General features: G+C 71.0%; 12 protein-coding genes. 1 reads left to right on the top strand and 11 read right to left on the bottom strand.

What is annotated here, in order from left to right; genetic code table 11:
- Nucleotides 1-73: 73 nt before the first annotated feature.
- Nucleotides 74-682 carry a TetR/AcrR family transcriptional regulator gene (locus GTY58_RS38530; RefSeq protein WP_010988822.1) on the bottom strand — a complete coding sequence of 203 codons (609 nt, stop codon included), beginning with the start codon at nucleotides 680-682 and terminating at the stop codon, nucleotides 74-76.
- Between the two features lie 108 nt (nucleotides 683-790).
- Between GTY58_RS38530 and GTY58_RS38525 the strand changes: the two genes are divergently transcribed.
- A complete protein-coding gene (locus GTY58_RS38525; protein ID WP_010988821.1) occupies nucleotides 791-2,305 on the top strand; it encodes a cytochrome P450 in 1,515 nt (504 codons plus the stop codon).
- Here GTY58_RS38525 and GTY58_RS38520 read toward each other — a convergent pair.
- The 10 genes from GTY58_RS38520 to GTY58_RS38475 all read right to left on the bottom strand — a co-directional run bounded on the left by GTY58_RS38520 (nucleotide 2,267) and on the right by GTY58_RS38475 (nucleotide 13,432).
- Nucleotides 2,267-3,097, bottom strand: a complete 831-nt coding sequence (locus GTY58_RS38520; protein ID WP_010988820.1) for a pentapeptide repeat-containing protein — start codon at nucleotides 3,095-3,097, stop codon at nucleotides 2,267-2,269. The two genes, GTY58_RS38525 and GTY58_RS38520, sit on opposite strands and share 39 nt — an antisense overlap.
- Before the next feature lie 279 nt (nucleotides 3,098-3,376).
- The gene (gene sigJ, locus GTY58_RS38515; RefSeq protein WP_037650961.1) at nucleotides 3,377-4,261 is read right to left on the bottom strand and encodes an RNA polymerase sigma factor SigJ; all 885 of its coding nucleotides are present in this window, start codon (nucleotides 4,259-4,261) and stop codon (nucleotides 3,377-3,379) included.
- 158 nt (nucleotides 4,262-4,419) lie between these two features.
- Entirely contained in the window at nucleotides 4,420-5,724 is a 1,305-nt protein-coding gene (locus GTY58_RS38510) for an alpha/beta fold hydrolase (RefSeq protein ID WP_037650963.1), read from the bottom strand.
- A gap of 126 nt (nucleotides 5,725-5,850) precedes the next feature.
- The gene (locus GTY58_RS38505) at nucleotides 5,851-6,876 is read right to left on the bottom strand and encodes a LacI family DNA-binding transcriptional regulator (protein ID WP_010988817.1); all 1,026 of its coding nucleotides are present in this window, start codon (nucleotides 6,874-6,876) and stop codon (nucleotides 5,851-5,853) included.
- A 79-nt stretch (nucleotides 6,877-6,955) separates the two neighbouring features.
- Nucleotides 6,956-8,362, bottom strand: a complete 1,407-nt coding sequence (locus GTY58_RS38500) for a BNR repeat-containing protein (protein ID WP_037650965.1) — start codon at nucleotides 8,360-8,362, stop codon at nucleotides 6,956-6,958.
- 16 nt (nucleotides 8,363-8,378) lie between these two features.
- A complete protein-coding gene (locus GTY58_RS38495) occupies nucleotides 8,379-8,699 on the bottom strand; it encodes an L-rhamnose mutarotase (RefSeq protein WP_037650913.1) in 321 nt (106 codons plus the stop codon).
- A gap of 17 nt (nucleotides 8,700-8,716) precedes the next feature.
- Nucleotides 8,717-9,799, bottom strand: a complete 1,083-nt coding sequence (rhaS, locus tag GTY58_RS38490) for a rhamnose ABC transporter substrate-binding protein (protein WP_010988814.1) — start codon at nucleotides 9,797-9,799, stop codon at nucleotides 8,717-8,719.
- A 28-nt stretch (nucleotides 9,800-9,827) separates the two neighbouring features.
- The gene (locus GTY58_RS38485; protein WP_010988813.1) at nucleotides 9,828-10,826 is read right to left on the bottom strand and encodes an ABC transporter permease; all 999 of its coding nucleotides are present in this window, start codon (nucleotides 10,824-10,826) and stop codon (nucleotides 9,828-9,830) included.
- Entirely contained in the window at nucleotides 10,819-11,859 is a 1,041-nt protein-coding gene (locus GTY58_RS38480; RefSeq protein WP_010988812.1) for an ABC transporter permease, read from the bottom strand. Before GTY58_RS38480 ends, GTY58_RS38485 begins: the two co-directional genes overlap by 8 nt.
- Before the next feature lie 55 nt (nucleotides 11,860-11,914).
- The gene (locus GTY58_RS38475; RefSeq protein WP_010988811.1) at nucleotides 11,915-13,432 is read right to left on the bottom strand and encodes a sugar ABC transporter ATP-binding protein; all 1,518 of its coding nucleotides are present in this window, start codon (nucleotides 13,430-13,432) and stop codon (nucleotides 11,915-11,917) included.
- Nucleotides 13,433-13,654: the final 222 nt, after the last annotated feature.

Below are 13,654 nucleotides of genomic sequence, written 5' to 3'. Positions count from 1 at the left end.
AGGTAAGGCTTGCCTAACCTATCGAAGATCGGGGCGTACGCCAACCAGGCTTCACCACCGCAGCCGCTTCCGGTCAGAGCGCGATGACACCGAGCAGCGCCCGTGCACACAGATCGCGCACCTGCTCCCGGGTCAGCTCGGCCCCGCGGAGCCACTCCAGACAGACGGCCGTGGTGAAGGCCAGCCACCCGCGTACGGCGATCCGCAGCTCGGGCTCCTCCTCGGGCGACCGGCCGATCTCCGGATCCGCGGCGAGCGCCGCCAGGATCTGCCGCTCCTGCGCGGCCAGCGCCTGCCGATAGACCGTCCGTACGGCCTGGTCCCCGGCGGCGTCGGCACGGTGGAACGCGCGAAAGCCGTGGGCGTGCGCCTCGACGTACTCCAGGAACACGTCCAGGCCCGCACCCAGCTGTTCGCGCACGGGGATCCCGGGGACGGCCGCGGTCATCCGCAGCATCCGCCCGCTCTCACGCTCGACGACCGCCGCGAAGAAGTCCCGTTTGGTCGGGAAGTAGTGATAGAGCAGTCCGCGCGAGACACCGGCGATCTCGGCGACCTGTTCGATCCACACCTCGTCGTACGGACTCTCCGAGAAGAGCCGCGCCCCGACGGACAGCAGCTGTTCCCTGCGCTCCTCGGTGCTGAGCCTGCGACGGGTGCGCTCGCCCTGGTTAGCGGCCATGCCCGCACCTTACTTGACGTCGGTTCAACAGCGGGACGACACTGAACCCCGCTATTGAACCCACGTACAACAGTCTCGATTCACCGTGGACACAAGGGAGATGGCGTCATGGCGCAGTCGACGCGGACCGTGATTCCCAAGGGGTTCCGCAGCGCGGAGCTGGGCTGGCCGGAGCTGCACCGCATCCCGCATCCGCCCCACCGGCTTCCAGTCGTCGGCGATGTGCTGGGCGTCAACGTCCGTACTCCCGTGCAGGATTCGCTGCGCATCGGCCGCCGGCTCGGCCCGGTCTTCCGGCGCAAGGCCTTCGGCAAGGAGATCGTCTTCGTGGGGGGTGCGGACCTCGCGGCCGAACTGGCGGACGAGTCGCGGTTCGCCAAGCACGTGGGCCTGGGCGTCGCCAATCTGCGGCCGGTCGCCGGCGACGGCCTGTTCACGGCGTACAACCACGAGCCGAACTGGCAGCTCGGCCACGACGTCCTGGCGCCGGGCTTCAGCCGTGAGGCCATGGCGGGGTACCACCCGATGATGCTGGCCGTGACCGAGCGGCTGATCGACCACTGGGACCGGGAGCAGACGGCAGGCCGTGCCGTGGACGTGCCGGGCGACATGACCAAGCTGACGCTGGAGACGATCGCGCGCACCGGGTTCGGGCACGACTTCGGCTCGTTCGAACGCGCCCGGCCGCATCCCTTCGTCACCGCGATGGTGGGCACCCTGACGTACGCCCAGCGGCGGAACGTCGTTCCGGAGCCGCTGGCTCCGCTGCTGCTGCGCACCGCCACCCGCCGCAACGCCGCCGATCTGGCGTACCTCAACCGCACGGTCGACGCCCTGGTGCGCGCCCGCCGGACCACGAGCGGCGAAGGCGACCTGCTCGACCGGATGCTGGACACCGCGCGTCCCGGGACCGGGGAGCGGCTCGCCCCGGAGAACATACGGCGGCAGGTCATCACGTTCCTGGTCGCCGGCCACGAGACCACCTCGGGCGCGCTCTCCTTCGCCCTGCACTACCTCTCCCGGCACCCGGACGTCGCCGCGCGCGCCCGCGCCGAGGTGGACCGCGTGTGGGGCGGCACGGCCCGGCCCGGCTACGACCAAGTCGCCAAGCTGCGCTACGTGCGGCGGGTTCTGGACGAGTCGCTGCGCCTGTGGCCGACCGCGCCCGCCTTCGCCCGGGAGGCCCGCCGGGACACGGTCCTCGGCGGCGTCCATCCGATGCGGGAAGGCGCGTGGGCGCTGGTCCTGACGGCGATGCTGCACCGGGATCCGGGGGTGTGGGGCGCGGACGCGGAGCGGTTCGACCCCGACCGGTTCGACGCGCAGGCGGTGCGTTCCCGGGCCGCGCACACCTTCAAACCGTTCGGGACGGGGGCACGGGCCTGCATCGGGCGCCAGTTCGCGCTGCACGAGGCGACGCTGGTGCTGGGACTGCTGCTGCGCCGGTACGAGCTGCGGGCCGAGCCCGGGTACCGGCTGCGGGTGGCGGAGCGGCTGACGCTGATGCCCGAGGGGCTGCGGCTGCGGCTGGACCGGCGGGTGCCCGCCGTCGAGGACGTCCCGGTCGCGAACCCGGAGGTGTCCTCAGGTCCCCGCTGTCCAGTGACCGGGGCGGGTGAGTGACGCCGGGATCTTGGTGCCGGCACTGCCCTTGGCCGCGTTGAGCTGCGGCTGGGTCAGGAAGAACGCGCCGGTGAGGTCGGCGTCCGTGAGATCGGTGTCGCGCAGGTCGGCACCGATCAGATCCGCGCCGCGCAGGTCCGCGCCGGTGAGGTCGGCGGCGATGAGGCAGGCGCCGCGCAGACTGGCCGCCCGGAGATCGGCTCCCTTGAGACGGGCGCCGACGAGGTCGGCGCCTCGACGGTCCTTCTTGCGGCGGCCACCGCCCGCCCGGACCAGTTCACTGGTGCGCAGGAGCAGCACATTGACCTCCTGCCGATGCGCGCCGACGTCCAACTGCTCCAGTTCTTCCGGGGTCTGGCGGGTGAGCCGCTCGGTCGCCTCCAGCGCGCGGCGAACGTCGGCGTGGACGGGGCGGGCCGCGGGCAGGGTCAGCGCCTCGGCCAGGTACCAGAGCAGTTCCTGGAGCTGCCGTACGACGGGGAACACGTCGACCATCTGCCGGGCGTGCTCCCGGGTGCCCGACCGCCAGTCCTGGCCGCCGAAGGTGATCTGCGAGACCTTCTGCCCGGCGCCGAAGCAGTCGTAGACCGTGCAGCCCGAGAAGCCCCGGGGCCGCAGTTCCAGGTGGATGCCGCAGCGGAAGTCGCCCTGGAGGTTGCGGCAGGGCTTCCCGGCGTCCTTGTCGATCGCGAAGTCCGCCGAGGCGGCGAAGGGCAGCGCGACGCAGCACAGGCCGAAGCACTGCGCACAGTCGGCTCGCAGTTCGGAGAGGTCAACCGGGGTGTCTCGCATACCGGCCACCCTACGACGGACTCCGCCCCACCCACGCCGCCCGTCGGGAAGCCCGATCCCGACCCAACCGACCGCCCGACCACCCGACCGCCCGGCGCGAAAGCCGATCCCGCCGATCCGGCCGACTACGGCGGAGACCCCCCGGGGGGCCACGCACTCCCCCAAGCTCTCGGCTTCACTCAAGCAGGGAGACCCCCCATGGCCCCGCCCACCGGTACCGGCACCCGCACCGCCCAGGGGCGCCGCTGCTTCCCTCCCCCGTGATCGGCCGGCCAGGCCCTAGCCGGCCGGGAGGTCGAGGCGGGCCAGTCGGTCGGGGTCGGACAGGATGCAGATGTCGACGATCCTGCCGTCCGCGACGGTGACGCCCATGACGCCCATCGGCTGCCCGTCGAGCACGGTGACGACGCCCACCGCGCCGTTGACCAGCACCAGCCGCGAGAACTGCGCCAGCTGCCGGAACATGAGCGCCTGCTCGGCCACCGCCGCCGCGCCCCGGACGAGCTTGGACACCGCGACACCCCCGGCGAGGGCCCCCGCGTCGGCGCGCAGGACCACGTCCGGGTCGAGGACGGACAGCAACGCCTCGAAGTCACCGCCGCGCGAGGCCGCGAGGAAGGCGTCGAGCACCTGCTTCTGCCGGCCGAGGTCGGGATCGGGCGCCGGGGCGGAGCCCTGGACCCGGCGGCGGGCGCGGCTGGCGAGCTGACGGGTCGCGGCCGAACTGCGGTCCACGATCGGCGCGATGTCGTCGAAGGGCACCGCGAACATGTCGTGCAGCACGAACGCGAGCCGCTCGGCGGGCTCCAGCGTCTCCAGGACCACGAGCAGGGCCAGCCCGACGGAGTCCGCGAGGAGCACCTCCTGTTCGGGATCGATGCGCTCCAGGGAGCTGACCACGGGGTCGGGCACGAAGGTGTCCATGGGCTCCTCGCGGCGCGAGGCACGCGAGCGCAGCATGTTGAGACAGACCCGGCTGACGACGGTGGTGAGCCAGCCGGCGAGGTTCCTGACCTCGCTCACATCGGCGTGGCTGAGCTTGAGCCAGGTCTCCTGCACCGCGTCGTCGGCCTCGCTGAGCGAGCCCAGCATCCGGTAGGCCACGGCCCTCAAGTGCCTGCGGTGTTCCTCGAACCGGCCCGCCAGCAGATCGCTCTCGCTCATCGTTCCCCCGTCGCCCATCGCTCCCCCACTCGTCCGCGGAGCCCTGCCGCGTTCCGGTCGGCGGTTCAGGGCCGTGATGATCAAATCACGATCCGCTCCCCGCGCTGAAGAGTCCGGAGGTCGCGGCCGGTCTGCCGCGACCGCACCGGCCCCGGGCCTCAGACCTCGTCGCGCGTCAGGGCGAGCAGCCGGTCCAGGACGCGCGGACCGCCCGCGCGCACCCCGTCGTGCTCGAACTCGTCGGTCACCCAGGTGCGCAGGCCCCGGATCGCGCGGGCCGTGCGCAGGGAGTGCTCGGTGTCGACGTACATGTCGTCGTGGTAGACGGCCGCGGCGACCGGCACCTCGTTGGCCGCGAGGCGGGCGGGGTCGTACAGCGGCTGCCAGTCCGTGCGGGAGGCCAGTTCCTCGGCGGTCTCGCGCAGCGGACGCAGGGCGGGGTCGGCGTCGAACATCCAGGGGTGCACGGACTCACCGGTGAACAGCAGCGGCCCGTCCTCGGTGAGCGTCTTGCCGGCGTCGAACCGGGGGAACTCGGCGCGCACGCGCTCGGCGGACCAGGCGGTGGGGCGGTCGTCCTGGGCGTAGCACGCCTCGTGGACGAGTGCGTACAGCGGGTGGCCCGCGTAGGAGAGGAGGCTCTGGACGTCCTCCTGGAAGGCATCGGAGAGGGCCGGACCCTGCGGGGTGCGGACGAAGGCGTTCTCCAGGAGGTAGTGCAGGCGGTGGCTGCCCTCGCCGCCGCCGAGGAGGATGCCGAGCGACTGGAAGGCCTCGACGGTGAGCCGGTAGCCGCCGTTCAGGACCGGCTCGTGCCGGAGCACGTACTCGGCGATCTGCCGGGCCCGCTCGACGTCCTGCGGGTAGCGGGCGTAGTGCGCGGCGACCTTGCGTTCGATGCGCGGGTACGCGGCCCGGTAGACGTCGTCCGCGTGGGCGTCGAGGGAGGGGAGTCCGCCGGTGATGAGGGCGGCGCGCAGTCCTTCGGGCGCCGTCGACAGGTAGTGCACCGTGCAGAAGCCGCCGAAGCTCTGGCCGAGTACGGTCCAGGGGGCGCCGCCGGTGAGCCGGGGGCGGATGGCCTCGCAGTCGCGGACGATGGAGTCGGCGCGGAAGTGCGTGAGGTAGTCGGCCTGTTCCCGGGGGCCGCCGCGCAGGGGGAGCGTCTGACGGTTCGCCGGTGTGGAGTGCCCCGTGCCGCGCTGGTCGAGGAGCAGGACCCGGAACTCCTTGACGGCGCGCCCGAGCCAGGCCTGCGTGCCGACGAAGCGGTTGGCGCCGAAGCCGGGGCCGCCCTGGAGGTAGACCAGCCAGGGCAGTCCGTCCTGGTGCGCCTTGTCGCTCGCGACGACCTCGCGGGCGAACAGCTCGATGGACTCCCCCGCCGGGTCGTCGTGGTCGAGGGGCACGGTGAAGTGGTGGTCGGTGAGGACGACACCGGGCTGGCGATAGGTGACGGTCAACAGGGCTCCCGAGACGTACGGATTCCAGGCTGCGTCCCAGTTGAACACAGGTTCCGCAGGCGGCCGAGCCCGGGGATCAAGAAATCCGTACTGACCGGGCGCTCAGTACGGCAACTGAACGGCCGCTCAGCGCGCCGACAGGCTGGAGCGCCGCACCACCAGCTCCGGCTGGAGGACGACCCGCCTGTGCTCGTGCGGGGTCGGCGCCGTCTCGGCTTCCGTCTCCTCCAGGAGGAGTTCCGCCGCGAGCGCGCCCATGGTCACGGCGGGCTGGCGCACGGAGGTGAGCGGGACGGCCGCGGCGGCCGCGAACTCGATGTCGTCGTAGCCGACGATCGCGAGGTCGTCGGGGACGCCGACCCCGGCCGCGTACATGGCCTGGAGCACGCCGAGCGCGAGCAGGTCGTTGGCGCAGAACACGGCGGTCGGGCGGTCGGCGAGGCCGAGGATGCGGGCGCCGGCGTCGCGGCCGGCTGCCACGTCCAGGCGTTCGGTGGGCAGCTCGCGCAGACAGTCCGGCCCCAGCCCGGCCTCGGCCAGCGCGTTGAGCGCGCCCGTCCGGCGGTCGCTGACCTGGTTCAGGCCCGGCGGCCCGCTCACATACGCGATGGAGCGGTGCCCGGCGTCGACGAGGTGCCGTACGGCGAGCGCTCCGCCCGCCACGTCGTCCACGGAGACCGAACACTCGGTGGTGCCCTCGGCGACCCGGTCGACCAGGACGAACGGGATGCCGTGGCGCCGGAACGCCTGGATGTTGCGGCCCGTCGCGTCGGCGGGCGTCAGCAGCACCCCGCGCACCCGCTGCTCGGCGAAGAGCGACAGGTAGTCGGACTCCTCGCCGGCGCTCTGCGCGCTGTTGCAGACCATCACGCCGAGCCCGGCCTTGCGCGCGGCCCGCTCGGCGCCGCGCGCGACGTCCACGAAGAAGGGGTTGCCCATGTCGAGGACGAGCAGGCCCATGATCCGGCTGCGCCCGGCGCGCAGCTGGCGCGCGGACTCGCTGCGGACGTAGCCGAGCCGGTCGATCGCGGACAGCACCCGGGCCCGGGTCTCGGAGGCGACCGAATCCGGGCGGTTGATGACGTTCGAGACCGTCCCCACGGAAACCCCCGCGGCGCGGGCCACGTCCTTGATACCCACCGACTGGGCCATCAGGCGGAGACCTCCACGAAAACGGGAAACGGCAGGCAAGCCCTCACATTACATGCGCGCCCGGCCGCGCCGGCCCCCCTCACGCGGGCAGCCCGAAGTCGAGGACATGGAGCGCCGAGGGCGTCGTACCGCTGGACTTCTCCTGGTACATGACCGACAGCACGCCGTCCTGGCCGGCCCGCGTCTCGTCGATCACCACCTCGCCGAAGGCGTTCAGGCCGCCGCCGTCGTACAGGAGCTTCCAGTCCGTGTACCCGGAGGACTTGGAGGCGGCGGCGATCCGGCCGAACGGCATGATCGCGTAGGCGTTGTCGTACCGGTCGAGGGCCAGCTTGGTGCGCTGGCTGGAGTTGAGGGCGATCGGGATCTCGGTCTTGGTCCAGCCGCCGGAGGCGTTCTTGCGGAGGTGGAAGGCACGGCCGTTCGCGGTCCGGTCGGTGACGTAGTTCGTCGTGCACTGGCCGAAGCGCCCGGGGACGTAGCTGATGATCGCGTGCGGCAGGCCGGTGGAGTCGGTGGCCTGGCTCTCCTGGTTCATGAGGGAGTGGTCGGGGTTGAGCGGGTCGATCACGAGTCCGGTGTCGGTGACGGCGACCCGGTCGGAGCCGCCGGTGGTGCCGACGAGCGTCCCCGCGTCGTTGCGCCAGGTCCGGCCGCGGTCGGTCGAGTACACATAGCCCGTGTCGTGGTTGGTGATGCCACCGCTGTCGCACATCACGGAGGCGGACTGCTCGCGCCAGGTGAAGAAGGAGTGCAGCCTGCCGTTCGTGTCGTAGTCGATGCCGTGCAGATACATGTTCCGGGCCGTGCTGGAGCCGTGCTCGCTGGTGTACGTGCCGGTCGAGCCGGACCACTCGCCGAGCGCGGTCCAGGACGAACCGTCGTACTCGGCCAGCGCGTTGCGGCCGTTCCCGGAGATCCCCGCGCGGTAGCTGAGCTGGAGCCTGCCCTCGGGCGTGGCGATGAACTGTGGGTAGGTGAACTGCGAGGTGAGGGCGAGTCCGTCGAGTGTGGTCCCTACGGAGCCGAAGGCGGCGGACGTCCACGCGGGGGCATTGTCGAGCAGTCCGGCCGCCGACTTCACGTAGAAGAAGCCGTCGCTGTGCGAGTCCATGTTCAGGTGCAGACGCCCGTCCGTCTTCGACACGCCCATGGAGATGACGTTGTGGGAGTCGTCGCTCTTGAGCCGGTGCGCGAGGGTGAGCGTCGACCAGTTCGACGCGCCGAGCGTCCGGCGGGCGACGACCGCGCTGCGGTCGGCGGTGTACCAGGCCGCGTACTGGTGGCCCTTGTACGTCAGCAGGCCGTTCTTCTGGAACGCGTTGTTGTTGACCAGCCCGTCGTACGACACGAAGTACACGGCCCGGGCGTCGAGCAGGGTGCTGCCGGTCAGGGTGACCGAGGGGCCGGGATCGGCCGCCCGGGCGGTGCCCGGGGCGGCCACGGCACCCAGCAGCGCCGTTGCCAACAGGGTGCGTCGTCTCATGTCCATGGCTCCAGGGTCAGGCGAGGTGGAAGACTTCGGTCAGGGGTTTCATCGCTTCGTCGGGCCCGGCGCCGTCCAGCGACTCGAAGAACGGCGCCATCTCCGCCTGCCAGCGCGCATTGACACCGGTGGCTTCCATACCGGCCCGGGCGGCCGCGAAGTCCTCGGTCTCCACGTAGCCGACCAGCAGGCCGTCTTCGCGCAGGAAGAGCGAGTAGTTGCGCCAGCCGGTGGCCGAGAGCGCGTCCAGCATCTCGGGCCACACGGCGGCGTGCCGCTCGCGGTACTCGTCGAGGCGGTCCGCCCGGACCTTCAGCAGAAAGCACACGCGCTGCATCAAAAGCCCTTCCGCGGCTAGAAGTTGAACTGGTCGACGTTCTTCGCGTCGAACACGGTAGGCTTGCCCAGGCTGATCACGCCGTCCTTGCCGATGGTGTACGAGCCCATGTCCCCGGCCTTGAAGGTCTCGCCCTCCTTGCCGCTGATCTGGCCCGACGACAGCGCGACGGCCGTGCGCGCGGCGAGCTCGCCGAGCTTGGCCGGGTCCCACAGCTCGAAGCCCTCGACGGTGCCGTTCTTGACGTACTTGCGCATGTCGTTCGGGGTGCCGAGACCGGTCAGCTTGACCTTGCCCTTGTACTTGGAGCCGGACAGGTACTGGGCGGCGGCCTTGATGCCGACGGTGGTCGGGGAGATGATCCCGGCCAGCTTGGGGTGCTCCTGGAGCAGGCCCTGGGTCTGCTGGAAGGACTGCTGGGCGTCGTCGTTGCCGTACGCGACCTTCACCAGCTTCACGTTCTTGTACTTGGGGTCCTTCAGCTCGTCCTTCATGAAGCCGATCCAGGTGTTCTGGTTCGTCGCGGTCTGCGCGGCGGACAGGATCGCGATCTCGCCCTTGTAGCCGATCTGCTCGGCGAGCAGCTGCACCTCGGTGCGGCCCAGGTCCTCGGCGCTCGCCTGGGAGACGAAGGCGTTGCGGCAGCCGGTCTTGGTGTCGGAGTCGTAGGTGACGACCTCGATGCCGTTCTTCATGGCCTGCTTGAGCGCGGTGCACAGGGCGCCCGGGTCCTGCGCGGAGACGGCCATCGCGTCCACCTGCTGCTGGGTGAGCGTGTTGACGTAACTGACCTGCCCGGAGGTGTCCGTGGCGCTGCTCGGGCCGACCTCCTTGTAGCTGGAGCCCAGCTCCTCGAGGGCCTTCTCGCCGCCCTTGTCGGCGGAGGTGAAGTAGGGGTTGTTGACCGCCTTGGGCAGGAAGCCGACCGTCAGGCCCTTCTTGGTGGCGGCGTTCGGGTCGGCCTTGCCGGCCGTGGCGGCGGAGCCGCTGTCGTCCTTCACGTCGTCCTTGGTGGTGCCGCCGCAGGCGGTGGCGGCGAGGGCGAGGGAGGTGACGGCGGCGAGGGCCGCACAGGTGCGGCGGAGGGATGACTTGCGCATGGCGGGGGTCCTTTACGAGGGTGCCTGGTTACGGAGTCGGGGTCGGAGTTGAGGGGGCTCTGCGCCCCGCCCTCGCGACGGAGATCTGCCGTGCGACCCGCGGGCCGAGCACGGAGACGACGAGCAGGACGCCGGTGACGACGATCTGCGACTGCGCGGAGACATTGACGAGGCTCATCACGTTCTGGAGCGCGCCGAGCAGGAAGACTCCCGCGATCGCGCCGCCGAGCGTGCCCTTGCCGCCGTCGAAGTCGATGCCGCCGAGCAACACGGCCGCCACGACGGAGAGTTCGAGCCCGGTGGCGTTGTCGTAGCGGGCGCTGGCGTAGTGCAGGGCCCAGAGGACGCCGGTGAGCGAGGCCATCAGGCCGGTCAGGGTGAACAGGATCAGCTTCTGGCGCTTGACCCGCAGGCCCGCGAACCGGGCGGCCTCCTCGCTCGCGCCGATCGCGAACAGCGACCGCCCGAACGGGGTGGCGTGCAGTGCGACCACCGCGATGGCCAGCAGCACGAGGAAGGGCAGGAAGGCGTACGGGAGGAAGGTGTCGCCGATGCGTCCGGCCGCGAAGTCCAGGTACTGGGTGGGGAAGTCGGTCACCGCGTCCGAGCCGAGCACGATCTGCGCGATGCCCCGGTAGGCGGCGAGCGTGCCGATGGTGACGGCGAGGGAGGGCAGCCCGAGCCGGGTCACCAGCAGGCCGTTGACCAGCCCGCAGACGACTCCGAGGAGGAGGCAGAGCGGGATGATCGTCTCGATCGCCATGCCCTGGTTCCACAGCGCGCCCAGCACGGAACCGGAGAGCCCGGCCGTCGACGCGACCGACAGGTCGATCTCACCCGCCACGACGAGCAGGGTCATCGGCAGGGCGATCAGCGCGATCGGCAGGGTGTTGCCGATGAGGAACGACAGGTTGAGGCCGTTGCCGAAGCCGTCGACGAAGCCGAAGGACAGCAGCAGTACGACCACGAGGAGCGCGCCGACGACCGTGTCCCAGCGGATGGCCCGCGTCCAGTTGGAGTCAGCCATGACGGGCGTTCCTCTTCTTCAGGGCGGCCGCCACGCGCAGGGCGACGATCCGGTCGACCGCGATGGCGAGGATGAGCAGGATGCCGTTGATGGCGAGCACCCACACGGAGCTGACGCCGAGGGCCGGCAGCACGCTGTTGACGGAGGTGAGCAGCAGCGCGCCGAGAGCGGCCCCGTAGACGCTGCCGGACCCGCCGGTGAAGACGATGCCGCCGACGACGACCGCGCTGACGACGGTGAGTTCGTAGCCGTTGCCCGTACCGGAGTCGACGTTCCCGAACCGGGCCAGGTACAGCGCGCCCGCGAGCCCGGCGAGGCCTCCGCAGAAGGTGTACGCGGCCAGGATCCGCTTGCGGACGGGCATGCCGGCGAGGCGGGCGGCCTCGGGGTTGGAGCCGAGCGCGTACAGCTCGCGTCCGCTGCCGAAGTGCTTGAGGTAGTAGGCGGTCGCGATCAGCACGGCCAGGGCGATGAGCGCGAGCCAGGGCACGGCCGAGATGCCGCCGGAGCCGAAGTCCACGAAGCCGCCGGGGAGGTCGGCCGCCGTGATCTGGCGTGAGCCGACCCAGATGGAGTCGATGCCCCGGATGATGTAGAGGGTGCCGAGGGTGACGACGAGTGCGGGCACCTGGCCGAGGCTGACGAGGAGTCCGTTGAGCAGGCCGAAGCCGACGCCGAGCAGGACGGCCAGCACGATGGCGACGACGGGGTTTCCGCCGCCCTGGAGATACGTACCGGCCGCGAAGGCGCTGATGCCGAGCGTGGAGCCGACCGACAGGTCGACGTTCCGGGTGATCACGACCAGCGACTGGCCGGTGGCGACCAGCACCAGGATGGTCGCGTTCAGCAACAGGTCCTTGATGCCCTGTTCGGACAGGAACTCGCTGTTGCCCGCCTGAGTGAGGGCGATCATCACCAGGAAGACGGCCAGGATGGCGAGTTCGCGCATCTTGAAGACACGGTCGACCAGCCGCGTGCCACTGGACTCGGGCACCTCGGCGGCGGGGGCGGGATTGGGCGCGGTCACCGTCATGCGGCGGCCCTCCAGGCGGCTGTCGGCGTCGTAGGGGCAGCCCGCTCGATGGCGGTCATGCGGCGGCCCTCCCGGTGGCCGCGGCCATCACGGATTCCTCGGTGGCTTCGGAGCGCGGGATCTCGGCGGTGACGCGGCCCTCGTGCATCACGAGCACGCGATCGGCCATGCCGAGGATCTCGGGCAGATCGGAGGAGATCATCAGGACGGCCACTCCGTCCGCGGCCAGTGCGGAGAGCAGCCGGTGCACCTCGGCCTTCGTACCGACGTCGATACCGCGGGTCGGCTCGTCGACGATCAGCACCCTGGGACCGGTGGCGAGCCACTTGGCGAGGACCACCTTCTGCTGGTTGCCGCCGGACAGCGTGGAGACGGCGTCGGCGATGCGCGCGTACTTGACCTGGAGCTTGGCGGCCCAGTCGAGGGAGCGGCTGCGCTCGGCGCCCCGGTCCACGAGCCCGGCCCGGACGGTAGTCCGCAGTCCGGTGAGCCCGATGTTCCGCTCGATGGACATGTTCATCACCAGCCCCTGGGCGCGCCGGTCCTCGGGGACGAGGGCGAGCCCGGCGGCCATGGCCGTGGACGGGGCTCCGTTCGTCAGCCTGCGTCCCTCGACCTCGACCTCGCCCGCGTCCCAGCGGTCGATGCCGAAGACGGCCCGTGCCACCTCCGTGCGTCCCGCGCCGACGAGCCCGGCCAGGCCGACGATCTCGCCGCGCCGGACGTCGAAGGAGACGTCGGTGAAGACGCCCTCCCTGGTGAGGCGGCGCACGCTCATCGCCACCTCGCCCGCCCGCACCTCCTGCTTGGGGTACAGCTCGTCGAGGTCGCGGCCGACCATCCGCCGTACGAGGTCGTCCTCCGTCATGCCGTCCAGCGGTTCGCTGGAGATCAGGGCACCGTCGCGCAGGGTGGTGACCCGTTGGCAGATCTGGAAGATCTCCTCCAGGCGGTGCGAGATGAACAGCACCGCCGCGCCCTGCTCGCGCAGCGTGCGGACGACACCGAACAGACGCGCCACCTCGCTGCCGGTCAGGGCCGCGGTCGGCTCGTCCATGATCAGGACCCGGGCGTCGAAGGAGAGCGCCTTGGCGATCTCGACGATCTGCTGATCGGCGATGGACAGTCCGCGCGCGGGGCGTTCGGGGTCGAGTTCGACGCCGAGGCGCCGCATCAGCGCGGCGGTCGCGGCCCGGGTGGCCTTGTGATCGATACGGCCGAAGGAGCGGCGGGGCCGGCGGCCCATGTAGATGTTCTCGGCGATCGACAGGTCGGGGAAGAGCGTCGGTTCCTGGTAGATCACGGCGATGCCCGCGTCCCGGGCGTCGGCGGGACCGTGGAAGACGGTCGGCCGGCCGTCGAGCAGCACCTGGCCGGCGTCCGGTCGGTGCACCCCGGCGAGCGTCTTGATGAGGGTCGACTTCCCCGCGCCGTTCTCACCGGCGAGCGCGTGCACCTCGCCGGGGAACAGCTCGAGGGAGACGTCCCGCAGGGCGCGCACGGCGCCGAAGGACTTGGAGATGTCCTCGAGCGCCAGCACGGGGGCCGGACCCGTGTCGGACGGGTGGGTCATGGGGGCTCCTCGACGACGCCGGCGGGACTGCCCTCACCGCGTCGTGAAAGGTTTCAACTGGATTGCCGGGACGTTAGACAAGCCATCCAGGTCGCGTCAATGGGTACGGGTCGAAATTTTTCGATACTCGGAGGTCACCAAAGAGTCACGGGAAATGACTCATTCCCGAGGGCTTGACAGCCCCTCGGGCGACTCATAACTTCGCCTCCTGAATCGTTTCAT

Source organism: Streptomyces sp. SID5469, from assembly GCF_009862865.1.
Classification (GTDB): Bacteria; Actinomycetota; Actinomycetes; order Streptomycetales; family Streptomycetaceae; genus Streptomyces; species Streptomyces avermitilis.
Note: the sequence above shows the minus strand (reverse complement) of the source record. Positions and strands in the feature narration are given on the sequence as shown.